Here is a 26,433-nt window from a genome sequence, read left to right as displayed (position 1 = left end):
ATGGCTCGGCCGACAGAACGGAAGGGATCGGCTCGGGGATGCCTTGGAGCAATCAGAGCGGCGGTGGCAGCGGCGGGGGTGGACCCTGGGGCCAGCGCGGAGGTAGCGGTGGTGGCGGCCCATGGGGGGGCGGCTCAGGCGGAGGCAACGGCAATCCGCCCGATCTCGAGGAAATCCTGCGGCGCAGCCAGGATCGGCTGAAGAACCTGATACCGGGCGGCAATATCGGCGGGCGCGGGCTCGTGCTCGGTCTTCTGTTGCTTGTGCTGATCTGGCTCGGATCCGGCGTTTATTTCGTGCGGCCCAACGAGGTCGGCCTCAACGTCGTGTTCGGGCGCTTCGTCGGCAAGACGGGCGAGGGCGCCAACTGGAACTGGCCCTATCCGATCGGCAGCGTGATCAAGCCGCAGGTGACGAACGTCATCACGACCGAGGTCGGCTTCCGCACGGTCGAATCGGTGCGCACCTCGCGCCAGACCGACGTGATCGAGGAAAGCCTGATGCTCACCGGCGATGAGAACATCGTCGACATCGATTTCATCGTGCAATGGCAGATCGATCCGGCCGCGCCCGAGAACTACGTCTTCAACATCCAGGATCCGCCGGGCACGGTGAAGGCCGTGGCCGAGAGCGCGATGCGCGAGATCATCGGTCGCCGCAACATTCAGCCGGTGCTGACCACCGATCGCGGTGCGATCGAGACCGAGGTGCGCCAGCTGATGCAGGAGACGCTCAACAGCTACAATGCCGGCGTGCAGATCCGTCTCGTCCAGCTCCAGAAGGTCGACCCGCCGCAGCAGGTCATCGACGCCTTCCGCGACGTACAGGCGGCGCGCGCCGACCAGGAGCGCCTGCGCAACGAGGCGCAGACCTACGCCAACCGCGTGGTGCCTGAGGCGCGCGGCCGCGCTGCCCAGCTCGTGCAGTCGGCCGAGGCCTTCAAGGAGCAGACCGTGGCGGAAGCGCGCGGCCAGGCCAGCCGTTTCAACGCGGTCTACGAACAGTACAAGAATGCTCCGGGGGTGACGCGCGAGCGGCTCTTCCTGGAGACGATGGAACGCGTGATGGGCGGGACTGACAAGATCATCCTCGACAACCCCGCGGGCGGCCAGGGCGTGGTGCCCTATCTGCCGCTCGACCAGCTCAATGCGGGCCGACAGGTCCAGGGATCCCGTCTGCAGGGAGGGGCCAACCGATGAACGGCTCCTTCCTTCGCGCGGCCCTGCTGGTCGTCGTCGCCGCCGTCGCCGTCGTGCTTTATGCCTGCACCTTCGTGGTCTCGCAGACGCAGTCGGCTATCGTGCTCCGTCTCGGCGCCGTCCGCGCCGTCAAGACCGCGCCCGGCCTCTACTTCAAGTGGTTCGCGCCGATCGAGACGGTGACACTGCTCGACAATCGCATCCTCGATCTCGACCTGCCGGCGCAGGAAATCATCGCCTCGGACCAGAAGCGTCTCGTGGTGGATGCCTTCTCGCGCTATCGCATCTCCGATCCGCTGCGCTTCTACCAGGCGGTCAACAACATCCCCCGTGCGAACTCGCAGCTCGCTTCGATCGTGAACGGCAATGTCCGCTCGGTGCTGGCGGAGGCGACCTTCACCGCCGTGGTGCGGACCGAGCGCTCGCGGCTGATGAACCGCATCCGCGACGACGTGAACCGTGAAGCCGCGCGCTTCGGCATGACGGTGGTCGATGTCCGGCTGCGGCGTGTCGACCTGCCGGCGGCAAACTCGGCGGCGGTGTTCCAGCGGATGCAGACGGAACGTCAGCGCGAGGCCGCGGAAGCCCGCGCGCTCGGCGGCCAACAGTCGCAGGAGATCAAGGCGCGGGCCGACAGGGATGCCACCGTCATCGTCGCCGAGGCTCAACAGAACTCGGACGTGATCCGAGGCGAGGGCGAGGCCGAACGCAACAAGGTCTTCGCCGAGGTCTTCGGCAAGGATCCGGAGTTCTTCTCCTTCTACCGCTCGATGCAGGCCTATGAAGCCAGCATCAAGCCTGGAGATACCCGGATGGTGCTGACGCCGGATTCGCCGTTCTTCCGTTACTTCAACGGACCGAACGCGCAGCGTCAGGATGGTCAGGCCGGAGCCTCCGCGACGCCTGCTGCACCTGCCGCGCCCGCGACGGCCCGGCCCTGATCATGGCGAGCGACGCGAATGCTTGATTTCATCGCGGCGCTCGGCCTGGTCTTCGCTATCGAGGGCATCCTTTTCGCCGCGATCCCGCATCTGGCGAAGGATGCCCTCCGGAGCGCGGCGGAAACCCCGCCGGACCGGATGCGGGTCATCGGCCTCGGCTCAGCGGTGCTGGGCGTGTTCCTGGTATGGTTCGCGCGCGGCAGCTGGTAGAATGATGGCACAGGGCACATGATCGTGTTCAATGACATGATCGTGCGTCGCCCTTCCGCCGCATTTTGGAGTTCAATCAACGGGCGCGCCTGCCTGGATCGATCGGCCCGCATCTTTCCGACATGAGGATTCATATGGCATCGAAATCCGTTCCCGCAGTCCGGTCCGCCCGCATCGCTCTTGCTGCCGGCGTCGCTGGCTTGGCGTTGTTGGCGTCGCCGGTTCTGACGCCGGGGCACGCGCAGGCCAACACTCCGCTGCTGCAAGGGCAAACGTCCCTTGCCGATCTCGTCGACAAGGTCATGCCGGCAGTGGTCAACATCTCGGCGGTGACCACCAACGACCAGAAGGGCCGCAACCTGCCGCAGCTGCCGCAGCTCGGTCCGGACACACCCTTCGGCGACCTGTTCGAGGAATTCTTCAACCGCCGCAACCAGCAGGGCGAGCGCCAGGCGCCACAGCAGCGCCGCTCGCAATCGGCCGGTTCCGGTTTCGTGGTCGATCCGTCGGGCATCGTCGTCACCAACAACCACGTCATCGGTGATGCCAACGAGATCACGGTGATCTTCAACGACGGACTCAGGCTCAAGGCCGAGGTCATCGGCAAGGATACCAAGGTCGACCTCGCCGTGCTCCGCGTGAAGCACGACAAGCCGCTGCCGGCCGTCAAGTTCGGCGATTCCGACAAGATGCGGATCGGCGATCCGGTGATGGCGATCGGCAACCCGTTCGGCCTCGGCGGCTCGGTCTCCTCGGGCATCGTGTCCGCCCGCAACCGCGACATCAGCCAGGGGCCGTACGACACCTATATCCAGACCGACGCGGCCATCAACAAGGGCAACTCGGGCGGCCCGCTGTTCAACATGGCGGGCGAGGTGATCGGCATCAACACGGCGATCCTGTCGCCGACCGGCGGTTCGGTCGGTATCGGTTTCGCGGTGCCCTCGACGCTGGCGACCAACGTCGTCGATCAGCTCAAGGAGTTCGGCGAGACGCGGCGCGGCTGGCTTGGCGTGCGCATCCAGACGGTCGATGACGCCACCGCCGAAGCGCTCGGCCTGGGCACGGCGCGCGGCGCGCTCGTCGCCGGCGTCGACGACAAGGGCCCAGCCAAGCCCGCCGGGATCGAGACCGGCGACGTCATCGTCAAGTTCGATGGCAAGGATGTGAAGGATTCGCGCGATCTGCCGCGCATCGTCGCGGCGACGCCGGTCGGAAAGGATGTGCCGATCGCGGTGATCCGCAAGGGTAAGGAAGAGGTCAAGACGGTCAAGCTCGGCCGCCTCGAGGATGGCGAGAAGGTCCAGGTGGCGTCGGCGAACAAGCCGGCCGCCGAGGCGCCGAAGCCCGCGGTGACGAGCGCGCTCGGCCTGGAGCTCTCGGCGCAGACCGACGAGCTGCGGAAGCGCTACTCGATCAAGGACGGCCTCAAGGGTGTGCTCATCACCAAGGTGGACGCCAACTCGAATGCCGCCGACAAGCGCATCCTCGTCGGCGAGTTGATCGTCGAGGTCGGTCAGGAGCCGGTGAACGCTCCGCAGGACGTGACCAAGCGGCTCGACGCGCTGAAGAAGGAGGGCAAGAAGTCGGCCCTTCTCCTGGTCTCGAACGGGCAGGGTGAGGTCCGCTTCGTCGCCGTCTCGATGAACTGAGATTCCGCGTCGGCAATCTTGGCCGGCGCTGCGATCGACCATCTCGAAAGGAGCCCTTCACGGGGCTCCTTTTTTGTTGACACAAGGCTGGTTGACAGATCGACTGGTTGTATTATTCATCCATAGGTTGTTTTACGCAGCCTGGATGCGGCGCATGTCCGATCAGCAGCCCCCAGCAGAAAACCCAGCGCCGTCGCCGGAGCCGCCGTCCGGCGGCAGGGTAGACGCGGCCAAAGCATTTCTGGACAAGGTCGCCATCTGGGACCGCATCAAGAGGCTCGCCTCCACGCCGGTGAACCTCATGGGCATCGGCCTGTTCGCGGGCGTCATCGTCATCTGGCAGTATCTGAGTTTTCGAGCGGAAGAGCCGATTACTGCCGAGTCGATCGCCGCTTCGTGGAACAGCAGTATCGCCAAGCTGGGGATCATCCCGGTCTTTCCGCCGGAGGAAGATCTCCACGTCGGCGATGTCTGGGCCGTGATCGAGGATGTCGATGAAAGCCAGGCGATTTTGGGCAAGGCGGTCAGAATTTCACATATCAGCCTCCGCGAAGACCTGAAGCGGGAGGCAAATCTGAAGCGACCGACATTCAGCGCGACAGCCGAGCTGGAGAGCGGCAAGAAGATCAGAAAGCAAAGCAACTACGAGATCGATGCCGGAGACGTCGGTGATAAAATCAAGCTGTCTCTGGCGCTGTTTCCGGGCATTACGATCAACAAAGCAGTCAAATCTTCCAGCATTGTCGATAATGTCGGCTTGAATTTCGGCCTCTCCAGCGGTCGCAACGACACTGGAGAAATCAAGATCCCGGTGTCGGAGACATATGGCGTTTCTGCAGGGACTGCGGCGGCCCGTCTCGATATCTGGTGCAAGGATCCGGCGACGCAGCTCTATTGCAGAGACGATTTTCTTCGGCGTGTCATGGCGTTCGCCGTCAACGAACGCGTTCTCGCCACGAAGGATGGAGCCTACACGGCCAAGATTCAGCTCAGGCTGGTCAACCGCGTCTTCATGACCCGCGAGATCGAGCATCGCAGGAGCCGTGACTTCGCGCTCAGCGCAGCCGCCCGCGCGGCGACTCCGACTGCCGAGGCCGAGCCGGCGGGAGCCGGAGCTTCACCCTCGAGCGAAGCGCGCATCAAAGGCCTGGAGGATCGCGTCTCGGCGCTGCTGGGCGGCGCGCCAGGGGGAACTTACAGCCGGGCCGACAGCAACGAGGTGGCCCTCAAGCAGCTTCTGGAGCGGCCGGTGGTGTTCGGCTTCAGGGCCGTTTCGACATCAATCGTGCCGTCCATACCAGGGGAGGGACGGAGATGATGATACGCCTTGTGTCCATCGCGTTGACGATATCTGCCGGCTCGATGGCGATGGCGGACAAGCCGGCTACCCCACGGCCCTGCGAGCCCTATCCGGAATGCGTGCTGTCATCGTCGAAACTTGTCCCGACGGCGCCCAACAGCGGCACGCGCACGCAACAGCAACCGGGGATCACAGCCGACAAGGGGCTGACCGTTCAGGGCCTATCTCCGCTCGATCGAAGCACATTCCGTGTCCCCTCGCTCGGCAAGGGTGGCATTCCATAATCGGGAGGCCGAGGTGGATCGCGGCTGCGAGCATGGCCCCGGCCCCGCTTTTCATGCCGTGATTGCAGACCGGCGGCGAGGGCAGCGCGCTGGCGCGGCAGGTCGGAACATGGCTAGAGCTTCACGGCGCGGCCCCGGAAATCCGGGTGCGCCGGGAGAGGCCAGATGAAGATCAGCGAAATCCCCTTCGTCACCACCGACTGGTCGACGATCCCGCCTGAGCATCATGCCGGCGACAGCGGCGAGGCGATCTGGCGCGTCCAGTATTTCGGACCGGAGGAGAACCGCATCCGCGTCCGCATGGTCGAGTACTCGCCCGGCTATGTCGCCGATCACTGGTGCTCCAAGGGCCACATCATCCTATGCCTGGAGGGCGAGATGGAGACCACGCTCGCGGATGGGCGCGTGATGCCGCTCAAAGCCGGCATGAGCTATCAGGTCGCCGACGGCGCCGAAGCCCATCGCTCGGCGACGAGGACCGGGGCGAAGCTCTTCATCGTCGACTGAGCAGGCTTCGGGGAGAGGCAGCCCGGGTCTTTGCTTCGCTTCACCCGGGAAGGGACGCGCCTGCCGCTCTTGGCTCAGACCCGGACGATCTCACTGCCGGTATAGCCCTGGGCGTAGAGCAGGGCGGTGAGGTCGGCGTGGTCGAGCCTCGCGTCGGCGGCCGCGGCGACCGCCGGCTTGGCGCGAAAGGCTGCACCCAACCCGGCTTCACCGAGCATGGCCAGGTCATTGGCGCCGTCGCCGACGGCCAGCGTCGCTTCCGTTGACAGTCCGAACCGTGCACGCAGCTCTATGAGGGCGTCGAGCTTGGCCTGCTTGCCGAGGATGGGATCTGCGACCTCGCCGCGCAGGATGCCGTCATCGGCGAGCAGCGTGTTGGAGCGATGCTCGTCGAAGCCGATCGTCGCGCTGATCGGGCCGGTGAATACCGTGAAGCCGCCCGAGACGAGTGCGGCATAGGCGCCGTTGGCGCGCATGGTACGGACGAGTTCTCGTCCGCCGGGCGTCAGGGTGATGCGGTCGCGGATGATCTCGTCGACGACCGAGAGCGGCACGCCCTTGAGCAGCGCGACGCGCTCGCGCAGCGCCGGCTCGAACTCGATCTCGCCGCGCATCGCCCGTTCGGTGATCGCCGCGACATGCTCCTTGAGGCCGACGACGGCCGCGAGCTCGTCGATGCATTCCTGCCCGATCATGGTCGAATCCATATCGGCGAGGAACAGTGCCTTGCGGCGCGTCGCGGCCGGCTGGACGATGACGTCGATCGCAGCGCCCTCCAGCGCCGTACGGATATCAGCTTCGAGCTTGCGCGCATCGGCAGCTTCCGCGAAGAGATCGGCGGCGACCACGGGGTCGAGCGCAGCGGTGCGGACCACTCCCGGAACGGTGCGGGTGAGACGGGCGAGAAGCGCCTCGCCGACCAGCGCCTGGCCGTGGGCGGATACGAGTGTGGCGACAAGCATGCGAGGACCGGTGGGACAGGCGGAAAGACAGCTCACGGCGGTGCTCATCGCAGGTCCGACCGCCAGCGGCAAGTCCGCGCTGGCGATCGAGATCGCGCGCCGCACCGGGGGAACCGTCGTCAACGCCGATTCCATGCAGGTCTATGGCGATCTGCGCATCCTGACCGCCCGGCCGAGCGAGGCGGAGGAAGCCATGGCGCCGCACCGCCTCTACGGCCATGTCGACGGCGCCGTGAATTATTCGGCGATGCGCTATGCCGAGGATCTGGCGACGCTGCTGGCGGATTTGCAGAGGCAGGGCTCGCTGCCGATCCTGGTCGGCGGCACCGGCCTCTATTTCAAGGCGGTGACCGAGGGGTTCTCGGCCATGCCGGCGGTTCCCGAGAGTGTGCGGACCGCGTTTCGCGCCCATGCCGATGGACTCGATACGGCGGCGCTCCATGCCGAGCTGGCGGCCTGCGATCCCCTGATGGGGGAGCGGTTGCGGCCGACCGACCGCATGCGGATCATGCGGGCGCTCGAAATCTTCCGCGCGACCGGGCGCTCGCTGGCAAGCTTCCAGGGCGGACGCGAGCAGGGACCGCTCGGCGAGGAGGGGCTGCTGCGGCTTTTCCTCCATCCCGAGCGCGAAGCCGTGCGCCAGCAGATCGACCGGCGTTTCGAGACGATGATCGCGGCCGGCGCGCTCGACGAGGTCGAGCGGCTGAAGGCACGCGGGCTCGATCCGCTGCTGCCGATCATGCGCGCCCATGGCGTGCCGGGGTTGATTGCCCATCTCGAAGGCGAGATTACGCTGGACGAGGCGATCAAACGCGGACAGGCCGATACGCGCGCCTATGCCAAAAGGCAGGTGACCTGGTTCCGGCATCAGATGGCAGGGTGGCGGGCGGTTGCACCAGCCGAGGCGCTCGACGTTGCCCTGGAAGCTCTCGCGAGCTGATCAGGCGGCGGCCGCCACGGCATCAGGCGGCGCGGCGAGGCCGAGGCGATTGCGGCCTTCGTTCTTGGCGCGGTAGAGCGCCTGATCCGCCCGCGCGGTCAGCGAGGCGAGCCCTTCGCCGGCGTGAAGCGAGGCGATGCCGAGGCTTGCCGTGACGTGCAGTGCCAGGGTCTCGGAAACCGGCATGGAGCGGGTCAGCAGTGCATCCTGAATCTGGCGCGCACTCGAAGCCGCGGCCGATAGGTTGCAATCCCTCAGCAGGATGCCGAACTCCTCGCCGCCGAAGCGCCCGACGAGATTGTGCTCGTTGCGGAACTGCCCGAGCAGAAGATCGGCGAAGGCGCGGATCACAGCATCGCCGGCCGGGTGGCCATAGCTGTCATTGACCTGCTTGAAATGGTCGAGGTCGACGATGATCAGCGACATCTCGGACCCGTCCATCTCGCTCGCCGCGATGGCCGCGTTGGCCTTCTCGGTGAAGGAGCGGCGGTTGAGCAGCGCGGTCAGCGGATCGGTCTCGGCCAGGCGTCTGAGCTCGCGCTCGCGCTCCTCGCGCTGGCCGATCTCCTCGGACAGCGCCCGCCGCGTGGCCCGTTCGCGGCCGATCTCCAGCGCGAGCGTAGCGGCGCGCAGTTGCAGCGTCTGGTTGGCGACGGTGAGGTCGGTGATGTCGGTGAGGGTCAGCAGCAGGCCGTCCCCCAGCGGGGCGATGGCGATGCGCAGCCAGAGCGTCTTGCCCTGCTGTGTGAAGGACGTCTCCAGCGTATCGGCGCGCTGGAGCTCAACCGCATAGACGCAGCGTTGCCAGATCGACGGGTCGGAGAGGAAGGGTAGGCTCTCGCGCCCGTCGGTGTCGAGGAGATCGGTGTCGGGGCGCCCGCTGAGCTCGGCCGCGCGGCGATTGGCGGTGACAACGACAGCTTGCTCGATGCCGCCAAGGTCGTCCCGGATCGCGCGCAACGCCACGATGCCGCTCGGTGAGGTGTCGAGCACGGCGTTGAGCAAATCCTCGCGGAACTGCAGCGGCCGGCCGAAGGCGAGCACGAATCGGCGCCCATCCCGCGCGATCGTCGGCAGCAGCAGTCGCTCCCAGAGCGCGACGCGCACCGTACTACTCGAGCGATGCACGGTGTAGAGCGGCCGGTCTTCGGCCAGAGCCTGGTCGAGGCTGTCGATAGTAAAGCGCGCGACCTGCGGGCGCATGCCCGAGACGCGCTGCCCCAGGCGGGTGGCGCCGGAATAGCGCACGATCTCGCGCCCGAAATGCAGCCAGCGGTAGTCGCCGTCTCCCGTGGGCTCGAGGATCATCAGATCTTCGCCGAAAAGGGGCAGGATTTCCGCCGCGAACTCCTCATAGGCGACCGGGGCGCCCTCGCGCTCATGCAACGCGAAGCGGCGCAGGATCTTGGCGATCTGCGGCGCATGGCTGCGCGCCGTGATGTTCTCGCTGTGGACTTCGTAGTACATGTCCGTCCCGGTTTGAGCGCGCGGATACTACGAAGGACGGATTGAGAAATCGTTCCGTAGCGTCACCGGATTTTCGCGAGTGTCGCAGACCCGCCGGTAACCATGTTGTTGGCGCTTGACCGAGAGGGCGCTCTCCGCTAGCGTTCGCGCAACTTCCGCCAAGGACCATGAGCGCGATGCGCAAGCTTATTATCGTAGAGGTGCGCTGGTAGGGGCCGGTTTCACAACCGGGCGTCCCCGACGCCAGCGCACGCCCAGGCCCCTCCGAGGGCCTTTTTTATTGCCTGAATTCCCAGACCAGAAGATCAGCCTCAGGAGAGCGTAATGAGCGAGATGATGACCGGCGCCGAGATGGTCGTCCGCGCGCTTCAGGACCAGGGTGTCGAGCACCTGTTCGGTTATCCCGGCGGCGCCGTACTCCCGATTTACGACGCCATCTTCCAGCAGGACAAGGTCAAGCATGTCCTCGTCCGGCACGAGCAGGGCGCGGTCCATGCCGCCGAGGGCTATGCCCGCTCCGGCCCTGGCAAGGTCGGCTGCGTGCTCGTCACCTCCGGCCCCGGCGCGACCAACGCCGTCACCGGCCTGACCGATGCGCTGCTCGACTCGATCCCGCTCGTCGTCATCACCGGCCAGGTTCCGACGCATCTGATCGGCTCCGACGCCTTCCAGGAATGCGATACCGTCGGCATCACCCGCTCCTGCACCAAGCACAATTATCTGGTGAAGAGCATCCACGATCTGCCGCGGGTGCTGCACGAGGCCTTCTATGTCGCGGCGAACGGCCGCCCGGGCCCGGTCGTCATCGACATCCCGAAGGACATCCAGTTCGCGACCGGCACCTATAGCCGCCCGCGCGACAACCAGCACAAGACCTATCGCCCGGTGGTCAAGGGAGATCTGAACAAGATCAAGGCGGCGGTCGAGCTGATCGCCGGCGCGAAGAAGCCGGTCTTCTATACCGGCGGCGGCGTGATCAATTCCGGGCCGCACGCTTCGGCGCTGCTGCGCGAGCTGGCGCGCCTGACCGGTTATCCGGTTACCTCGACGCTGATGGGGCTCGGCGCTTTCCCGGCGGCGGACAAGCAGTGGCTCGGCATGCTCGGCATGCACGGCACCTACGAGGCCAATCTGGCGATGCATGATTGCGACGTCATGATCAATATCGGCGCCCGCTTCGACGACCGCATCACCGGCCGGATCGACGGCTTCTCGCCGCGCTCGAAGAAAATCCATATCGATATCGACCCGTCCTCGATCAACAAGACGGTCAAGGCCGATATCGGCATCGTCGGCGATTGCGCCCATGTCCTCGAAGACATGGTCCGGATCTGGCGCGAGAGCAGCCCGCAGGTCGACAAGACGGCGCTCGCCACCTGGTGGACGCAAATCGAAGGCTGGCGCGGGCGCAAGAGCCTCGCCTACAAGCAGTCCGATACGATCATCAAGCCGCAATACGCGCTGGAGCGCCTCCATGCGCTGACCAAGGACCGCGACACCTACATCACGACCGAGGTCGGTCAGCATCAGATGTGGGCGGCGCAGTACCTGCATTTCCAGGAGCCGAACCGCTGGATGACTTCGGGCGGACTCGGCACGATGGGCTACGGCCTGCCGGCGGCGATCGGCGTGCAGATGAAGCATCCCAAGGCGCTGGTCATCGATGTCGCGGGCGAGGCCTCGATCCTGATGAACATGCAGGAGATGTCGACGGCGGTGCAGTACCGGCTGCCGGTCAAGATCTTCATCCTCAACAACGAGTATATGGGCATGGTGCGCCAGTGGCAGGAGCTGCTGCATGGCGGGCGCTATTCGGAAAGCTATTCGCAGTCGCTGCCGGACTTCGTGAAGCTCGCCGAGGCCTATGGCGGCCACGGCATCCGCTGCGACGATCCCGCAAAGCTCGACGCCGCGATCATGGAGATGATCGAGACGCCCGGCCCGGTGATCTTCGACTGCCACGTCGCCAAGGAAGAGAACTGCTTCCCGATGATCCCGTCGGGCAAGGCGCATAACGAGATGATCCTGCCTGATTTCGAAGGCGATACCGGCCAGATCATCGACGCCAAGGGCAAGCAGCTCGTTTGACGAAGCATCGTCATGCTCGGGCTTGACCCGAGCATCTCAGGCGGAGCGAGGCGCCGGCCGGCGCCCTTCCGTCAGGAGATTCTCGGGTCGAAGCCCTGCTTCGCCCGAGAATGACGGCAGCGGTCCGAGAAGGAAAACACCATGGCCACCATCGGTCTGATCGGCGGGATGAGCTGGGAGTCGACCGCGGTCTACTACCGGCTGCTCAACGAGGGCGTGCGGGCGCGTGCGGGCGGGCTGCACTCGGCCGACGTATTGCTGCATTCGGTCGATTTCGCTGGCATCGCCGAGATGCAGGCGCAGGGCGATTGGGCTGCCGCGGGCGCGGCGCTGGCCGAGAGCGCGCGCCGGCTGGAACGTGCCGGCGCCTCCTGCCTCGTGCTCTGCACCAACACCATGCACAAGGTGGCTGACCGGATCACGGGCGCGACCAAGCTGCCCTTCCTGCATCTGGCGGATGTGACGGCGCGGGCGATCCGCGCCACACCGTCCCGCCAGCCGCTGCTGCTGGCGACGCGCTTCACCATGGAGCAGAACTTCTATCGCGACCGGCTGAAGGCCTTCGGTGTCGAGCCGCTGGTGCCGCAGCCGCAGGAACGCGACGAAGTTCACCGCATCATCTATGAGGAGCTGTGCCGCGGCCGTGTCGAGGCGACCTCGCGCGAGCGCTATCGTGCCATCGTCGAGCGGGCAGTGCGGGAGGAGGGCGCCGACGGCGTGATCCTCGGCTGCACCGAGATCACGCTGCTGGTCTCGCAGGCGGATTTTCCGGTTCCGGTTTTCGACACCACCGCGCTGCATGTCGCGGCGGCGCTTGATTTCGTCGGCGAAGCCGAGAGCGTGGCCGCATGAAGCTGCTGATCGGCAACAAATGCTATTCGTCATGGTCCCTGAGAGCCTGGCTGCTGATGCGCGCCAAGGGGATCGGCTTCACCGAAAAGCTCGTCCCGCTCGACGAGCCCGGCTTCAAGGAAGCGATCTTCGCTGAGGCTCGCGGCAGCGGCGGCACCGTGCCGACGCTGGTGGATGGCGATGTCGCCGTCTGGGAGACGCTGGCCATATGCGAATATCTGCACGACAGGCATCCTGATGCCGGGATCTGGCCACGCGAACCGAAAGCCCGCGCTCATGCGCGCGCCATCTCCAGCGAGATGCATGCCGGCTTCACGGCGCTGCGCGGCGCTTGCCCGATGAATCTCGGCAAGCGCTTCCCGGCCCGCGACCGCGGGCCGGGTGTTGCCCGAGACGTCGAGCGCATCACCGCGCTGTGGCGGCAGGCGCGCGAGCGCTTCGGCGGAGAAGGCCCGTTCCTCTATGGCGCGTTCTCGGCGGCGGATGCGATGTACGCTCCGGTCGTCACCCGCCTCGATACCTATGGCATCGCGGTCGATCCGGCCTCGCAAGACTATATGCGGGCGGTTCTGGCGTTGCCGGCCTATCGTGAATGGCTTGCCGCTGCGCTCGACGAGCCCTGGATCGTCGAGCAGGACGAGGTGGACGAACCCGCCCTCGTCGATCTCCGCCAATCCTGACCTTCCTCTCAGCCATCTTTCGCTCCAACCCGCCTACAGGTCCGTCATGTCGAAGCCCGCCACCCACTATCCGAACGCCCCGAAGTCCCAGCCGGTCGCGCGCCACACTTTGGCGGTGATCGTCGACAACGAACCGGGCGTTCTTGCCCGCATCGCCGGGCTATTCTCTGGGCGCGGCTACAATATCGAGAGCCTCACCGTCTCCGAAACCGAGCATGAGAAGCATCTCTCGCGCATCACGGTCGTGACCTCCGGCACAGCCAGCGTCATCGACCAGATCAAGGCGCATCTCGACCGGCTCGTCCCGGTTCACCGCGTCGTTGACCTGACCGAGCAGGGCGAGGCGCTGGAGCGCGAGCTGGCCCTGGTCAAGGTCGTCGGCAAGGGCGAGTACCGTGTCGAGGCGATGCGGCTGGCTTCGGCCTTCGGCGCGCGCACCCTCGACGCCTCGCTCACATCCTTCGTTTTCGAGCTGACCGGCTCGACCGAGGAGATCGAGCGCTTCATTAAGATGATGACGGTGGTCGGCCTTACGGAAGTCTCCCGCACCGGTATCGCCGCGATGAGCCGCGGCCCAGAGGCGATGTGAGCATGGCGCTGACGCCAGATGTGCTCAGCCTGGTCGCGCTGGGACTCGGCCTCGTCGGTTTTGCCTGCCTTGCCGGGCCGGTGCTGATGCGCCTGTTCGGCCGGGCGCCGTCCGAACCGATGGGCAGCGGCAAGAGCCTGCGCTCGCCGCTGTGGTGGGCGGGGTTTGTCCTGACGATCGCCGCGATCTTCCTGCAGCGGATGGCGAGCCAGCAGGGCGGCTGAGTTTCAGCCGCTGAAGCCGCCCTCGTCGAGGAAAGCTCTCTCCGGTGCCGTGGTCGCGCGCCCGAGCACCGGGTTGCGATGGGGGAAGCGGCCGAAATCGCGGATGATGTCGCGATGGATCTCGGCGTATTTCACGCCCTCTGGATCCTCGGCGGCGGCGCAGAGCGCGATGCAGCGCTCCTGATCCGCCAGCTCTTCGGAGTGCATGAAAGGCATGTAGAAGAAGCGCTTCTCGGGTGCCTCGTAGGCGTCGTCGAAGCCGCGCGCGATGGCGCGCTCCGCAATGGCGAGCGCCTGCGCGTCGGTGGCGAAGGCGCGCGGGCTGTTGCGGAACATGTTGCGCGGGAACTGATCGAGCAAGATCACCAGTGCATAGACACCTTCGGGGGTCGCCTCCCAGGCGCCGAGCTTTCCGGCCGCTGCAGCCTCATGAACGGGCAGGAAGCGCCGGATGATCTCCGCATCGAAGGCATCGTCCTTGGCGAACCAATTTTTGGGACCGGCCTCGCGCCAGAATGCGACGATATCGGCGGCGTTGGGCAGGCTCATGCAAGGCTCCGTTCTTCAGGCGATCGAGCTCCAGAGATAATTCTTCCACGGCCCGCCGTCAGTCCTGAAAAACGCTTGCCCACGGGCAGCGGCTGCGCTAGACGACTGAACCGTAACGTACGGTACTGGATTTTTCCGAGACCATGACGCAGGCTCAGGCAGAGACGCAAGGCGAGGCGCTCACCGCGCGCCAGCAGGCCGTGCTCGACGCCGTGCTCAGCCTGATGGTCGAGAAGGGCAGCGGGCTCACGATGACCGCGGTGGCGCGGCGCGCCAGCTGCTCCAAGGAAACGCTCTACAAGTGGTTCGGCGACCGCGACGGTCTGCTGACCGCGACGGTGCAATGGCAGGCCTCGAAGGTGAGGGCAGGCAATTACGACCGGCAGAATCTCGACGCCGGCACCCTGCGCGAGAGCCTGAAGGGCTTCGCTGCGAACTGGCTCGACGTGATTTCAAGCCCGACCTCGATCGCGCTCAACCGCGTCGCCGTCAGCCAGGCGGCGTCCCGCGACGGCAATCTCGGCTCGATCGTGCTGGCGAACGGCCGCTTCGCCATCGGCGAGCGGCTGAAGCCGGTGCTCGATGCCGGCCGGGAGGCGGGCCTCATCGCCTTCGACGATACCGAGACGGCGTTCCGCACTTTCTTCGGCCTCGCGGGCCGCGACGTCCAGATCCGGCTGCTGCTCGGCGATACGCTGACCCTGAGCAGGGCCGAAATCGCTCGCGATGCGGAGCGCGCGACCGAGCAGTTTCTCACCCTCTACGGCGCGGCACAGAACGATCCGGGCCGGAAGACGAACAACGCGTGACAAAGGAGACACCCATGCGCGTCTATTACGATCGTGATGCCGACATCAACCTGATCAAGGGCAAGAAGGTCTGCATCGTCGGCTATGGCTCGCAGGGCCATGCCCATGCGCTGAACCTGCGCGATTCCGGCGTCAAGGATATCATCATCGCGCTCAAGGCCGGTTCGGCCACGCGCAAGAAGGCCGAGGATGCCGGCTTCAAGGTGATGACGCCGGCCGAGGCCGCCAAGGTGTCGGACATCATGATGATGCTGACCCCGGACGAGCTGCAGGGCGACATCTATCGCGACGAGCTGCACGCCAACATGAAGGAGGGCGCCGCTCTCCTGTTCGCGCACGGCCTCAACGTCCACTTCAACCTGATCGAGCCGCGCAAGGACCTGGACGTGCTGATGGTCGCCCCGAAGGGCCCCGGCCACACCGTGCGCTCGGAGTATCAGCGCGGCGGCGGCGTGCCGACCCTGATCGCGATCCATCAGGATGCGACCGGCAACGCTCATGACCTGGGCCTCTCCTATGCCTCGGCCAATGGCGGCGGCCGCGCCGGCATCATCGAGACTACCTTCAAGGAAGAGTGCGAGACCGACCTCTTCGGCGAGCAGGTCGTGCTCTGCGGCGGCTTGGTCGAGCTGATCAAGGCCGGTTACGAGACGCTGACCGAGGCCGGCTATGCTCCCGAGATGGCCTATTTCGAGTGCCTCCACGAAGTGAAGCTGATCGTCGACCTCATCTATGAGGGCGGTATCGCCAACATGAACTACTCGATCTCGAACACCGCAGAATACGGCGAGTACGTCACTGGCCCGCGGATCATCACGGCCGAGACCAAGGCCGAGATGAAGCGCGTCCTCACCGACATCCAGTCGGGCAAGTTCACCCGCGACTGGATGCTCGAGAACAAGGTCAACCAGACCTCGTTCAAGGCGACCCGCGCCCGCTATGCCGCCCATCCTATCGAGGAAGTCGGCGCCAAGCTGCGCGACATGATGCCGTGGATCAAGGCCAAGGCGCTCGTCGACAAGACCAAGAACTGAGCCTGGCTTGAGAGATTGATTCAAGCGGTTGCGGGATCGATTCTGGTCTCACTCATAACCGATTGATATCGAAGGTCTTTGATCATTTTCGGGCGGCGGTCGAAAGGCCGCCGCCCGTTCCGTTTGGGTGGTTCAGGAACACCATGGGCCGACAGGCGTTTCCCTTGTGGTGCGCGGCCGAAAGGCCGGCGAAACACCAAGGAGACGGACATGCCTGTCGATGCCCGGCCCAGAGTGCCCGTGCAGGATCTGGAGAAGCTGCGTGGAGGCGACCCGTTGCCGCCGCTGCGAGCCGACGATCACAGCGATGCCGACCCGGCGGTGGAGACGCCCGTCGAGGCGCGGCAGGGTTTCCTGGGGCGGCCGGTGCTGGTCGTGCTGATAGCGGGGCTCGCCTTGGCCGTGATCGCGTGGATCGCGGTCGAACTGCTCGTCTACTGAGTTCCTTGCTTAAGACGGATCGTGTTTGCCTGCTGCCTGGGGAGGCTGCGATGGAACTGTTGCGGATTCTCGAAGCGCCCATTGTCATCCGGATCGTGCTGGCGCTGTGTCTGGCGATGATGCTGGCGATCGTTCTTGGCCTGCTTTAGCTCACGCCGCTGCGATCGATGCCGTGATTGGCGAAGGCCTCCGGCGCAGGGCGCCGGAGGCCTTTCGTCGATCAGAAGGTGACCTTGTCCTTGATCTCGGCCTCGACGTTCGAGGGCAGGGTTCCGCGTTTCACCAGATCGGCGAAATCCTTGAATTTCGCTTTGCTCCGCTCGTCGATGATCTTCTTGGAACGGGCCTCGCCGATGCCCTTGAGGGTGTCGAGCTCGGCGGCAGTGGCCGTGTTGATATTGATCTTCTTGGTCTGGGTGGCAGCGGGCTGGGCGGCAGCAGGTGTCGCCGGCTTGGTCGCAGGGGCCGCCTGCGTTGCCGGGGCGGCGGGCGCTGTGACAGGCGCGGCTGGCTTCGCGGCGGGGGCTGGCTGCGTTGCGGTCTGGGCGAAAGCCTGGCCGCCCATGGCGGCAAGCGCGACGAGGGGAAGCAGGAAACGGGACATCGTCATGGCAGGGACCTCGTTGGGTCGGCCCGGATCGTCGCATCCGACGGGGGCCGGGTCCCGCCGCCAGACGACGCTGGCGGCTTGGAGCCGTTCAGCGTGCCGCGCCGCGCTCGCCGAGATGGTGGCGTGCCGCGATGCGACGACGTGAATAGGCGCCTTTCGAATTGAACCGATGCCGAATGCCGCGTTCACCCGGCAGTCAGCTTACTGGCGGCTTCAGCGCGCGAGGAATTCGCTGATGCGGCCGACGCCGTAGAGCAATCCGAAGCCCCAGGCGAAGGAGGCGGCCCAGTTCGCAAGCTGGAAGGCCCAGAACGGCATGGCGACGAGGCCGGCGACGATCGCGATCACCGCCCGCAGCGGTCCGAAGAAGTGGCCGATCAGGATGCTGGCGATGCCCCACTTCTCGAAGAAGGCGTGGCCGCGGTCCAGCAGTTCGGGGTTCTTGGTGAAGGGCCAGTAGTCGTGGACGCGCGGGCCGAGGACGAGCCCCGCCCAGTAGGACACCCAGAAGCCGGCACCGGCGCCGAGCGAGGCCGCCAGCGCGAGCGGTACGAGGTTGAGGCCCGAGGCCCCCGCGACGGCGCCGAAGGTAGTGAAGAACACCGTGGCCGGCACGAGCCAGGAGAGAATCGCGACGCATTCGGCGAAGGCGACCGCGAACACGATCGGTATCGCCCATTGCTGATTGGCCTGCATGAACTCGACGAGCGCCTTCATGGCTTGTTCGATGTCGGCCATGGCGTTCGGCTCGGCTCCTGCGGGGTCGGGTCGGCTCAGCCATATGGCCGCGTCAGCGGATCGATGCAAGCGGCGGGCAGCCGCAGGGCGTGGCGGCGTTGCCTTCCCGGAACGATCGCCTATTAATTTCGGCAACGCAGAAAAGCTGACGGCGCGGCGCAAGGCGGCCGACGAGGAAACGGATTTCATGGAGTTGCAGGATCGCCCGCATGCTCATGCGGGGGCAGCGCCGGTTTCGTCGGGGGATCCGGCGGTGGCGCTCGGCGGCGTCGACATCACCTTCCATCTCGCCGATGGCGGCCGCTATCAGGCGGTCAAGGGCATCGACCTGAAGGTCCATCCCGGCGAGTTCGTCTCGATCGTCGGGCCGACCGGTTGCGGCAAGTCCACGCTGCTTAACGCGGCCGCGGGGCTGCTGTCGCCGTCGGCAGGTTCGGTCGGCATCTTCGGCAAGCCTCTCGCGGGCTTGAACCGGCGCGCCGGCTATCTCTTCCAGCAGGACGCGCTGATGCCGTGGAAGACGGCGCTGGACAACGTCAAGGTCGCGCTGGAGCCGATGGGCGTGCCCGAGCGCGAGGCGGACCAGCGCGCGCGCGAATGGCTGGCGCGTGTGGGCCTGCGGACCTTCGTCGACCGCTACCCGCACATGCTCTCGGGCGGGCAGCGCAAGCGCGTCAGCCTGGCGCAGATGCTGATCCGCAATCCCGAGATCCTGCTGATGGACGAGCCCTTCGGGCCGCTCGACGCGCAGACGCGGCAGATCATGGGCAATCTCCTGCTCGATCTCTGGTCCCGCGACCGCAAGGCGCTGATGTTCGTCACCCACGACCTCGAAGAGGCGATCGCGCTGTCCGACCGCGTCGTGGTGATGTCGGCAGGGCCGGCGGCGGGGATCGTCGCGGACTACAAGGTCGACCTGCCGCGTCCGCGCGATATCGCAGACATCCGGCTGGAGAAGGCCTTCCACGAGATCCATCGCGACATTTGGACCTCGCTCCGCGTCGAGGTGCAGAAGGCTTATGCGATGGGCGAGGGCCGCGAACTCGTCGGAGGAGACGCATCGTGAGGCGGCTGAAGCTCATCTCGCTCCAGATCCTGGTGATGATCGCATTCCTGCTGTTCTGGCACGTTGCGACGACCACGAGCCTGTTCGGCGACGTCAAGACGATCCAGTTCTTCTTCTCGACGCCGGTTGCGGTGCTGACGCGGACCTTCAAGCAGCTCACCAGCGCCGACATTTACTGGCATCTCGGCATCACACTGACCGAGACGGTGCTCGCCTTCGTCATTGGTTCGCTCGCCGGCATCCTGTTCGGCTTCGCCTTCGCGCGGCGCGAGCTGCTTTCGGCAGTTTTCGATCCCTACATCAAGGCGGCGAACGCCCTGCCGCGCGTGGTCCTGGCGCCGATCTTCGCGCTCTGGTTCGGCCTGGGCATCTGGTCGAAGGTGGCGCTGGGCTTCACGCTCGTCTTCTTCATCGTGTTCTTCAATGTCTACCAGGGCGTGCGCGAGGTCTCGCCGACGATCCTGGCCAATGCGCGCATGCTCGGGATGAACGAGCGCCAGCTCTTCAAGCATGTCTACTGGCCGTCGGCGCTGACCTGGATGTTCTCCTCGCTGCACACTTCGGTCGGCTTCGCGCTGGTCGGCGCTGTCGTGGGCGAATATCTCGGATCCTCGGCCGGGCTCGGCTACAAGATCCACGAGGCAGAGAGCGTCTTCGACGTGACCGGCGTGTTCTCGGGCATGCTGATCCTGGCGATCTTCGTCATCGCCATCGACGCGCTGGTGACGATGATCGAGAGGCGGCTCCTGGTCTGGCGGCCGGCGCAGAGCACGACGACGGTGGCCTGATGGCGGCCAAGCCCGTGGCGGAAACCGTAGCTTCCTTTTCGTCAGATCGCTAGGATCGGAGCATCGCGGGCAAGATTGCGGAGGTTCCGGTGGCCGAAACGATCAGCATCGGTGGGCTGCTCCTGGAGTTCCTGCACGACAAGGACGAAACCGAAGGCAGCGTCGATGTCTTTCGGATGACCGTGGCTCCCAAGGGGAAGGTTCCCGTGCCTCACCTTCACGAGAGCTGGGACGAGACGCTCTACGGTCTCGACGGAACCTTGACGTTCACGATCGATGGCCGCGACATCGCCTTGCAACCCGGTCAGTCGGCCTTCATTCGGCGCGGCGTCGTCCACGGATTCCGGAACGACAGCGATCGGGCGGCGAGTTGCCTCTGCATCCTGTCGCCCGGCGTACTGGGGGCCGGATATTTTCGTGAGATCGCCGGTTTGCTGGTCGGTGGCGGGCCGCCCGATCCCGCCGCGGTGAAGGAGGTCATGCTCCGCCACGGCCTCATTCCCGCACTGACGGCGGGCTGAGCGACGGACGGCCAAGGCCATGCGGGTCGACGCGGCGGGCACCCCGCCGTTCCGGCCGGTGGCCTTTTGGCCGTTCTACCGGCGCATTTCCGTCAGCGCCCTCTGCAAGGGAGCGGGCGAGATCTGGATAGGCCCGTCGAAGGGCGCGTCCATGTCCACGATCAGGTAGATCGCTCCGCCGATCAGAGCCGCAGCCGCGATGAAGCCTGTCATGACCACGGCGTTCCGCGGTGCCCGGAAACCGAAGATTGCGAAGATCAGGACCAGCCAGGCGACGACCATCAGCATCAGCGATCGGGGCAGCGAGCCCTCGGCCTGTTCCACCAGGCTCCAGCGCAACTCGAGCGCCTTGCGGTACTGCTCGCGCATGTCGTTCCAGATCGAGAGCTGGGGATCGTGGCTCGGTTCGAGGGCGCGCAGGCGGGTTCCGACGTCCTCGAGCAATTGTTCGGAAGTCTTGTCCGAAAGCCCGCCTTCAGCAGTCCAGCGGCCGTTCGCGGCGCGCTCGGTATAGGCGAGAAGTCTCTGGCGGGTTTCGCTGGCTTCCGGACCATAGAGGAACAACATCCGGTCGAGGAGAATCAGCTCGGTGGCGTAGCGGTGAACGTCCTGGTTGACGCCATCGAACCTGCTCTTCGCCGAGGTGATCATGAGGCCGAGCACCAGGGACGTCATCACGACGAAGATGTTGGCGATGAGGTGCAGGACCTTCTGCGTATCGTCCAGCCTTTGATGCTCCGGGAGACGCTGGTAGCAGAACAACGCGCCCAGCGAGGCTGTGGTCAGGCAGACAAACACGAATATGGCGATGCGCGCCTCGTTCATGGCCGGCCCTCGTCTTGCAATTGCAACGGGTAGACATGCGTGGACAAACCAGACGGCACCGCCTTGTCGGCTGGCTCGGGATTCTTGCTCCCATTGTTCAATCTAGCCTATGTTCGACGCGAATGCGCGCCCGTCAGAAGCGCCAGCAGGTCCAACCCCGGAGGAAAATCCATGCTCTTGTCCCGCCGCAGCGCGCTGGCCGCGCTCGCCCTTTCGACCGCGCTCGGCGCGGCGTCAAATGCGCTCGCCCAGAATGCCGAGAAGCCGAAGCTGACGCTCGGTGTCGGCGGCAAGCAACTGCTCTACTATCTGCCGCTCACCGTCGCGGAGAAGAAGGGCTTCTTCAAGGAGCAGGGCCTCGACGTCGAGATCAATGATTTCGGCGGCGGCGCCAAGTCGCTTCAGGCGCTCGTTGGCGGCTCGGTCGATGTCGTGACCGGCGCTTACGAGCATACCATCCGCATGCAGGCGAAGGGCCAGGACATCCGCGCGGTGATCGAGCTCGGCCGCTTCCCGGCGATCACCATCGCCGTGCGCAAGGACCTTGCCGACAAGGTGAAGTCGGCGGCCGACTTCAAGGGCCTCAAGATCGGCGTCACCGCGCCCGGTTCCTCGACGGCACTGACCGCGCAGTACGCCATGGTCAAGGCCGGGCTGAAGGCGACGGATGCCCCGATCATCGGCGTCGGTGCCGGCGCGAGCGCCGTCGCAGCGATCAAGCAGAAGCAGGTCGACGTGATCTCGCATCTCGACCCCGTGACATCGAAGCTCGAGGCCGACGGCGACATCGTGTCGCTGATCGACACCCGCACCGAGGCCGGCACCAAGGCGCTGTTCGGCGGGTCCAACCCGGCTGCGGTGCTCTATCTCAAGAACGATTTCGCCGAGAAGAACCCGGTCACGACACAGAAGCTGGTCAACGCCTTGATGAAGTCGCTCAAATGGCTGGAAACCGCAAAACCCGAAGATGTTGCGGATCTCGTGCCGGAAGAGTTCCTGCTTGGCGACAAGCCGCTCTACATCCGTGCGGTCAAGAACTCGCAGGAAAGCTATTCGCGCACCGGCATCTCCACGCCTGACGGCATGAAGAGCATGTACGATTCGCTCAAATTGCTCGATCCTGAGTTGACTAATTCCAATGTCGATCTGTCGAAGACCTTCATCGATAGCTTTGCCAAGAAGGCGGCATCCGGCTCTTGACGCGATGCGTCTGATCTAGAACTGTCATTCGACGTCGCTCGCGACCTCTATCCATTGCATGCTGTGGGAGTTCGCGCCTTGGGGGGCATATGAGCGGCGAGGCAGCATTTCTCGATGGCGGTGGCGACATGGCCGCCGCCATCCGCGCATATGACTGGGCGGCGAGCCCGCTCGGGCCGATCGGTTGCTGGCCTTCCGCCCTGAAGACCGCCGTCGCCATGATGGTCAACTCACGCTTCCCGAAATGCATCGCCTGCGGCGCGGATCTGATCACCATCCACAACGATGCGTTCGGTTTTATCCTTGGCAACAAGCCCCCGGCGCTCGGACGCTCCTTCCGCGATGTCTGGCTGGAAGTCTGGGACGAGATCAGCCCGATGGTCGCCAGGGCGTTCGCCGGCGAGGCGACCTTCGTCGAAGACTTCCCTCTGACGATCAACCGCTACGGCCATCCCGAGGAGGCCTGGTTCACGGCCTGTATCAGTCCGATCCGCGACGAGAACGGCCAAGTCCTCGGCATGATCGATACAGTCATGGAAACGACCGCCAAGGTGCAGGCCGAGCGCAATGGCCGGCTGCTCAATGCCGAGCTCGCCCACCGCATGAAGAACACGCTGGCGATGATCGCTGCAATCGCCAACCAGACCTTCCGCTCGGCGGAGACCCTCGAAGAGGCGCAGTCTGTCCTGAGCGAGCGCATCGCCACGCTCGGCGAGGCGCATTCCATTCTGACCCAATCGAGCTGGAGCAGTGCGCCGATCCGCGCGGTCGTCGAAGGGGCGCTGGCGCCGCATCGCCCCGGCCTTGGCACGATCCGCATCAAGGGACCGTTGTTGCGGTTGCCGGCCGATCAGGCGATGACCCTGGCTCTCGCCGTCAACGAACTCGCGACCAACGCGGTGAAATATGGCGCGCTCTCGGTGGAGGCAGGCGAGGTTGCGATCGGCTGGTCGACCGGCCGGCCGCAGAGCGAGGACGCGTTCCGCTTCGAATGGGTGGAGAAGTGCGGGCCGCCCGTCGTCAAGCCCAGACGTCAGGGGTTCGGCTCGCGGCTGGTCGAGCGCGTGATGGCTCAGAAATTCCACGGCGAGGTCGAGCTCGACTACCGGCAGGAGGGCCTCCGTTACGTGCTGGCCACGACGATGGTACACGTAGCGCCACATGAGTGATCGCCTCGGAGGGCGATGCTCCGCTCCGCGCCGTCGTGACGACATGTGCCCCGCGCTTGGCGGCGGATGGTCCTCTTCCTGATGCAAGGCTCGCTACTGCACGCTGGACTTGCGGCCAGCTCGGCGCGAAACTGGGGCGCTGACGTAAGGAGAGGCGACATGACAGAACGCGCCGCCGTCGAAGCCTTGATCCGCGATGCCTATGCTGCCCGCCATCGCGGCGATCTCGATGCCCTGATGGAATACCTCCACCCCGATTGTAGCTATCGGCTCGCCGGTGGACCGCAGGCGGCTGAGGTCTTTGCCGAGCCGGACGGGCATTCCGCCGTGCGCGACCAGATGGCGGGGCTGATGGCCACCTATGTCTTCAGCAATATCGAGGAGTTGTCGCTGACGGTCGATGGCGACAAGGCGACGTTCCACTGGCGCGCCGATGTCGAATGCAAGCCGACTGGCCGCACCGGCTCCTTCGAGATCATGGATGCCTTCACCATTGCCGACGGCAAGGTGAAGAGCGTGACGCAGTTCACCGACACGGCCGGTGTGGCGCGGCTGTCGATGCCCTAGCCTCCGCTGATCGGGGACATCACCGCTTTCGATTTGCGCCTCGCGCCGGAGCCGTTAGGTTCGCGTCCACACGCGAACGGGGTATCGCTTCGGACCATGAACATTCTCTCGATCCAGTCCCATGTCGCCTATGGCCATGTGGGCAACGCCTCCGCGACCTTTCCGATGCAGAGGCTCGGTGTCGATGTCTGGCCGATTCATACGGTGCAGTTCTCGAATCACACCGGCTACGGCAACTGGAAGGGTCGGGTCTTCGATGGCGGCATGATCGACGAGGTGATGGAAGGCATTGCCGAGCGCAATGTGCTCGCCAGCTGCGACGGCGTGATTTCCGGCTATATGGGCTCTGCCGATATCGGCCATGCGATCCTCTCCGCGGTCGAGAGGGTGCGGGCAGCCAATCCCAAGGCGCTCTATTGCTGTGACCCGGTGATCGGCGATGTCGGCCGCGGTGTCTTCGTGCGGCCCGGAATCCCTGAATTCATGCGCGAGCAGGCCGTTCCGGCCGCCGATATCGTGACGCCCAACCAGTTCGAGCTGGAGCTTCTGACCGATATCGAGATCAAGAGCATTGCCGATGCGCATCGCGCCGTGGAGGCGCTGCGCGATGCCGGGCCGAGGGTGGTGATGGTGACCTCGCTCGTCACCGAGGAGACACCGGCCGACTCGATCGACTTGATGGCGGCGGATGCGAAGGGCAGCTGGCGGGTGCGCACGCCGAAGCTCGATGTCAGCGTCAACGGCGCGGGCGATGCGATCGCGGCACTGTTCTTCACCCATTACCTGCGCGAGGACTCGGCTGCTGCGGCGCTGTCGAAGGCGTCGTCCTCGATCTACGGCCTGCTGAAGCGCACCAAGGAGGCGGGCTCACGCGAGATCCTGACCGTGGCGGCGCAGGATGAATTCGTGACGCCCTCGCAGGTCTTCGAGCCGCAGGCGATCTGACGCCGATGGAGCGGATTTCCCTTAGCCCTCATCCTGAGGAGCGCCGCCAGGCGCGTCTCGAAGGATGCTTGAGGAGGCTCTGGAACCATCTGGAGCATCCTTCGAGACGCCGCTTCGCGGCTCCTCAGGATGAGGGCTGGGAGAATGTCCTCCGATGAAGCTGCGTGTCGGGACTTTCAATGTCGAGAACCTGCTGACGCGCCACCGCTTCGAGCCGGGCGGGCGTACCGAAACGGCGGCGGCGATGTCGCTGTTCCACTTCCCGCGCTCCGACGAGCGCGACGCGGTCGAGCGTTCTCTCGCGGTGGCGCTGGAGGACGACAAGCGCCAGATGACGGCGCTCGCCATCGCCGAAGCGCAGGCCGATCTTTGGATGCTGCAGGAGGTCGACTCGCTCGCGAGCCTGCAGGCCTTCTTCGCGAACTATGTCCATCGCATCGCCGACCACCGCTACGGCCATTTCACGCTGATCGACGGCAATGACCGGCGAGGCATCGATATCGGCTTTGCGGCGCGGCGCGACCTGTTCGGGCCGGGGCAGGTGACGGTGCGCTCGCACAAGGACCTGACCTTCGCCGAGGCCGGCGTGCATGATCGCGAACTCGCCATGCTCGGCATCGGGCCACACGGGAAGGTCTTCGCGCGCGACTGCCTGGAGGTCGAACTGGCCGTCGACGGAAGGCGGCTCAGCTTGTTCGGTTGCCACTTCAAGTCGATGAACAATGGCCGCGAGGACGGGCGCGAGATGACGCTGCCGGTGCGCCGTGCCGAGGCGCGGGCGGTCCGATGGCTGATCCAGCAACGCTTCGGCGGCGGCTGGCGCGAGACGAACTGGATCGTGCTGGGCGATCTCAACGGCTACCGCTACGGCCTCGGGCCGCTGGCCGAGCGAGTCGATGAGGGCGCCAGCGGCATCGAGCCCTTGCTGGATGATTTTGCCGTCGATCCGCTGGATGCGCTGCCGGCGCATGAGCGCTGGACGCATTTCCGGCGCTACTGGTCAGAGAGCCAGGAGAAGCTGGTCGACAGCCATATGCCGCTCGACCACATCCTGCTGTCTCCGGCTCTGGCGGCGGCCAATTCGACCCCCGCCATGCAGATGATCCGGCGCGGCCTGCCGTACCGCGTGCCGCTCGACCCGCGCGAGCCGGACCGCTCGATGGCGCGGCTGGCGACCTGCGCCGATCGCTATCCACGCGTTGGCTGGGACCGGCCCAAGGCGTCCGACCATTGTCCGCTCACCATCGACCTCGACATCCCGGCAGGGTGACCCCAA

At 65.5% G+C, this 26,433-nt stretch carries 29 protein-coding genes; 23 read left to right on the top strand and 6 right to left on the bottom strand.

Annotation, left to right across the window (positions count from 1 at the left end):
* The first annotated feature begins 38 nt into the window (after positions 1 to 38).
* The 6 genes from hflK (at position 39) to AC1DDA_RS11875 (ending at position 6,093) form a co-directional block, all read left to right on the top strand.
* Entirely contained in the window at positions 39 to 1,199 is a 1,161-nt protein-coding gene (gene hflK / locus AC1DDA_RS11900; RefSeq protein WP_441513792.1) for an FtsH protease activity modulator HflK, read from the top strand.
* On the top strand, positions 1,196 to 2,140 hold the full coding sequence (gene hflC, locus AC1DDA_RS11895; RefSeq protein WP_476795889.1) for a protease modulator HflC: 945 nt from the start codon (positions 1,196 to 1,198) through the stop codon (positions 2,138 to 2,140). The genes hflK and hflC overlap by 4 nt, the downstream gene beginning before the upstream one ends.
* An 18-nt stretch (positions 2,141 to 2,158) precedes the next feature.
* Positions 2,159 to 2,350: a DUF2065 domain-containing protein gene (locus AC1DDA_RS11890; protein WP_441513790.1), complete on the top strand. Its 192-nt coding sequence runs from the start codon at positions 2,159 to 2,161 to the stop codon at positions 2,348 to 2,350.
* Positions 2,351 to 2,484: 134 nt separating this feature from the next.
* The gene (locus AC1DDA_RS11885; RefSeq protein ID WP_476795888.1) at positions 2,485 to 4,002 is read left to right on the top strand and encodes a DegQ family serine endoprotease; all 1,518 of its coding nucleotides are present in this window, start codon (positions 2,485 to 2,487) and stop codon (positions 4,000 to 4,002) included.
* A gap of 154 nt (positions 4,003 to 4,156) precedes the next feature.
* Positions 4,157 to 5,320: a hypothetical protein gene (locus AC1DDA_RS11880; protein WP_476795887.1), complete on the top strand. Its 1,164-nt coding sequence runs from the start codon at positions 4,157 to 4,159 to the stop codon at positions 5,318 to 5,320.
* Positions 5,321 to 5,751: 431 nt separating this feature from the next.
* A complete protein-coding gene (locus AC1DDA_RS11875) occupies positions 5,752 to 6,093 on the top strand; it encodes a DHCW motif cupin fold protein (protein WP_476795886.1) in 342 nt (113 codons plus the stop codon).
* 74 nt (positions 6,094 to 6,167) lie between these two features.
* Here the strand turns inward: AC1DDA_RS11875 and serB are convergent, their stop codons facing one another.
* Positions 6,168 to 7,055 (bottom strand): phosphoserine phosphatase SerB, encoded by an 888-nt coding sequence (serB, locus tag AC1DDA_RS11870; RefSeq protein WP_476795885.1) that lies wholly within the window; start codon positions 7,053 to 7,055, stop codon positions 6,168 to 6,170.
* On the opposite strand from serB, the gene miaA reads away from it, so the two are divergent.
* Positions 7,054 to 7,995, top strand: a complete 942-nt coding sequence (gene miaA / locus AC1DDA_RS11865; protein WP_476795884.1) for a tRNA (adenosine(37)-N6)-dimethylallyltransferase MiaA — start codon at positions 7,054 to 7,056, stop codon at positions 7,993 to 7,995. The genes serB and miaA overlap by 2 nt on opposite strands.
* Here the strand turns inward: miaA and AC1DDA_RS11860 are convergent, their stop codons facing one another.
* Positions 7,996 to 9,462 (bottom strand): GGDEF domain-containing protein, encoded by a 1,467-nt coding sequence (locus AC1DDA_RS11860; protein WP_476795883.1) that lies wholly within the window; start codon positions 9,460 to 9,462, stop codon positions 7,996 to 7,998.
* Positions 9,463 to 9,786: 324 nt separating this feature from the next.
* Between AC1DDA_RS11860 and AC1DDA_RS11855 the strand changes: the two genes are divergently transcribed.
* From AC1DDA_RS11855 to AC1DDA_RS11835, 5 genes are all read left to right on the top strand, one after another.
* Entirely contained in the window at positions 9,787 to 11,550 is a 1,764-nt protein-coding gene (locus AC1DDA_RS11855; protein ID WP_476795882.1) for an acetolactate synthase 3 large subunit, read from the top strand.
* A 141-nt stretch (positions 11,551 to 11,691) separates the two neighbouring features.
* A complete protein-coding gene (locus AC1DDA_RS11850; RefSeq protein ID WP_476795881.1) occupies positions 11,692 to 12,402 on the top strand; it encodes an aspartate/glutamate racemase family protein in 711 nt (236 codons plus the stop codon).
* A complete protein-coding gene (locus tag AC1DDA_RS11845; RefSeq protein WP_476795880.1) occupies positions 12,399 to 13,082 on the top strand; it encodes a glutathione S-transferase family protein in 684 nt (227 codons plus the stop codon). Before AC1DDA_RS11850 ends, AC1DDA_RS11845 begins: the two co-directional genes overlap by 4 nt.
* A gap of 46 nt (positions 13,083 to 13,128) precedes the next feature.
* Entirely contained in the window at positions 13,129 to 13,671 is a 543-nt protein-coding gene (gene ilvN / locus AC1DDA_RS11840) for an acetolactate synthase small subunit (protein ID WP_441513779.1), read from the top strand.
* A gap of 2 nt (positions 13,672 to 13,673) precedes the next feature.
* Positions 13,674 to 13,895 (top strand): hypothetical protein, encoded by a 222-nt coding sequence (locus tag AC1DDA_RS11835; protein WP_476795879.1) that lies wholly within the window; start codon positions 13,674 to 13,676, stop codon positions 13,893 to 13,895.
* A gap of 3 nt (positions 13,896 to 13,898) precedes the next feature.
* Here the strand turns inward: AC1DDA_RS11835 and AC1DDA_RS11830 are convergent, their stop codons facing one another.
* The gene (locus AC1DDA_RS11830) at positions 13,899 to 14,444 is read right to left on the bottom strand and encodes a DUF924 family protein (protein WP_476795878.1); all 546 of its coding nucleotides are present in this window, start codon (positions 14,442 to 14,444) and stop codon (positions 13,899 to 13,901) included.
* A gap of 143 nt (positions 14,445 to 14,587) precedes the next feature.
* Between AC1DDA_RS11830 and AC1DDA_RS11825 the strand changes: the two genes are divergently transcribed.
* The 3 genes from AC1DDA_RS11825 to AC1DDA_RS11815 all read left to right on the top strand — a co-directional run bounded on the left by AC1DDA_RS11825 (position 14,588) and on the right by AC1DDA_RS11815 (position 16,728).
* Positions 14,588 to 15,253: a TetR/AcrR family transcriptional regulator C-terminal domain-containing protein gene (locus AC1DDA_RS11825; RefSeq protein ID WP_441513776.1), complete on the top strand. Its 666-nt coding sequence runs from the start codon at positions 14,588 to 14,590 to the stop codon at positions 15,251 to 15,253.
* A 14-nt stretch (positions 15,254 to 15,267) separates the two neighbouring features.
* On the top strand, positions 15,268 to 16,287 hold the full coding sequence (gene ilvC / locus AC1DDA_RS11820) for a ketol-acid reductoisomerase (protein WP_441513775.1): 1,020 nt from the start codon (positions 15,268 to 15,270) through the stop codon (positions 16,285 to 16,287).
* Positions 16,288 to 16,497: 210 nt separating this feature from the next.
* The gene (locus AC1DDA_RS11815; RefSeq protein WP_441513774.1) at positions 16,498 to 16,728 is read left to right on the top strand and encodes a hypothetical protein; all 231 of its coding nucleotides are present in this window, start codon (positions 16,498 to 16,500) and stop codon (positions 16,726 to 16,728) included.
* Between the two features lie 220 nt (positions 16,729 to 16,948).
* Here the strand turns inward: AC1DDA_RS11815 and AC1DDA_RS11810 are convergent, their stop codons facing one another.
* The gene (locus tag AC1DDA_RS11810; protein WP_441513773.1) at positions 16,949 to 17,527 is read right to left on the bottom strand and encodes a ComEA family DNA-binding protein; all 579 of its coding nucleotides are present in this window, start codon (positions 17,525 to 17,527) and stop codon (positions 16,949 to 16,951) included.
* A gap of 24 nt (positions 17,528 to 17,551) precedes the next feature.
* Positions 17,552 to 18,076, bottom strand: coding sequence for a DedA family protein (locus tag AC1DDA_RS11805; RefSeq protein ID WP_441513772.1), 525 nt, complete (start codon positions 18,074 to 18,076; stop codon positions 17,552 to 17,554).
* Between the two features lie 187 nt (positions 18,077 to 18,263).
* On the opposite strand from AC1DDA_RS11805, the gene AC1DDA_RS11800 reads away from it, so the two are divergent.
* The 3 genes from AC1DDA_RS11800 to AC1DDA_RS11790 all read left to right on the top strand — a co-directional run bounded on the left by AC1DDA_RS11800 (position 18,264) and on the right by AC1DDA_RS11790 (position 20,451).
* Positions 18,264 to 19,142 carry an ABC transporter ATP-binding protein gene (locus tag AC1DDA_RS11800; RefSeq protein WP_476795877.1) on the top strand — a complete coding sequence of 293 codons (879 nt, stop codon included), beginning with the start codon at positions 18,264 to 18,266 and terminating at the stop codon, positions 19,140 to 19,142.
* Positions 19,139 to 19,930: an ABC transporter permease gene (locus AC1DDA_RS11795; protein ID WP_476795876.1), complete on the top strand. Its 792-nt coding sequence runs from the start codon at positions 19,139 to 19,141 to the stop codon at positions 19,928 to 19,930. The genes AC1DDA_RS11800 and AC1DDA_RS11795 overlap by 4 nt, the downstream gene beginning before the upstream one ends.
* A gap of 89 nt (positions 19,931 to 20,019) precedes the next feature.
* The gene (locus AC1DDA_RS11790; protein ID WP_476795875.1) at positions 20,020 to 20,451 is read left to right on the top strand and encodes a cupin domain-containing protein; all 432 of its coding nucleotides are present in this window, start codon (positions 20,020 to 20,022) and stop codon (positions 20,449 to 20,451) included.
* A 75-nt stretch (positions 20,452 to 20,526) separates the two neighbouring features.
* Here the strand turns inward: AC1DDA_RS11790 and AC1DDA_RS11785 are convergent, their stop codons facing one another.
* Positions 20,527 to 21,276 (bottom strand): bestrophin-like domain, encoded by a 750-nt coding sequence (locus AC1DDA_RS11785; protein ID WP_441513768.1) that lies wholly within the window; start codon positions 21,274 to 21,276, stop codon positions 20,527 to 20,529.
* Positions 21,277 to 21,453: 177 nt separating this feature from the next.
* Here AC1DDA_RS11785 and AC1DDA_RS11780 point away from each other — a divergent pair, with 177 nt between their 5' ends.
* The 5 genes from AC1DDA_RS11780 (at position 21,454) to AC1DDA_RS11760 (ending at position 26,427) form a co-directional block, all read left to right on the top strand.
* Entirely contained in the window at positions 21,454 to 22,476 is a 1,023-nt protein-coding gene (locus tag AC1DDA_RS11780) for an ABC transporter substrate-binding protein (protein ID WP_441513869.1), read from the top strand.
* A gap of 89 nt (positions 22,477 to 22,565) precedes the next feature.
* Positions 22,566 to 23,645: a sensor histidine kinase gene (locus AC1DDA_RS11775; RefSeq protein WP_476795874.1), complete on the top strand. Its 1,080-nt coding sequence runs from the start codon at positions 22,566 to 22,568 to the stop codon at positions 23,643 to 23,645.
* 159 nt (positions 23,646 to 23,804) lie between these two features.
* On the top strand, positions 23,805 to 24,212 hold the full coding sequence (locus tag AC1DDA_RS11770; RefSeq protein ID WP_476779139.1) for a nuclear transport factor 2 family protein: 408 nt from the start codon (positions 23,805 to 23,807) through the stop codon (positions 24,210 to 24,212).
* A 96-nt stretch (positions 24,213 to 24,308) separates the two neighbouring features.
* Entirely contained in the window at positions 24,309 to 25,157 is an 849-nt protein-coding gene (pdxY, locus tag AC1DDA_RS11765) for a pyridoxal kinase PdxY (RefSeq protein WP_441513765.1), read from the top strand.
* A gap of 154 nt (positions 25,158 to 25,311) precedes the next feature.
* Entirely contained in the window at positions 25,312 to 26,427 is a 1,116-nt protein-coding gene (locus AC1DDA_RS11760; RefSeq protein ID WP_476795873.1) for an endonuclease/exonuclease/phosphatase family protein, read from the top strand.
* The last annotated feature ends 6 nt before the right edge of the window (positions 26,428 to 26,433 follow it).

The sequence above is a fragment of the Allobosea sp. 10N428 genome, assembly GCF_056394545.1.
Note: the sequence above shows the minus strand (reverse complement) of the source record. Positions and strands in the feature narration are given on the sequence as shown.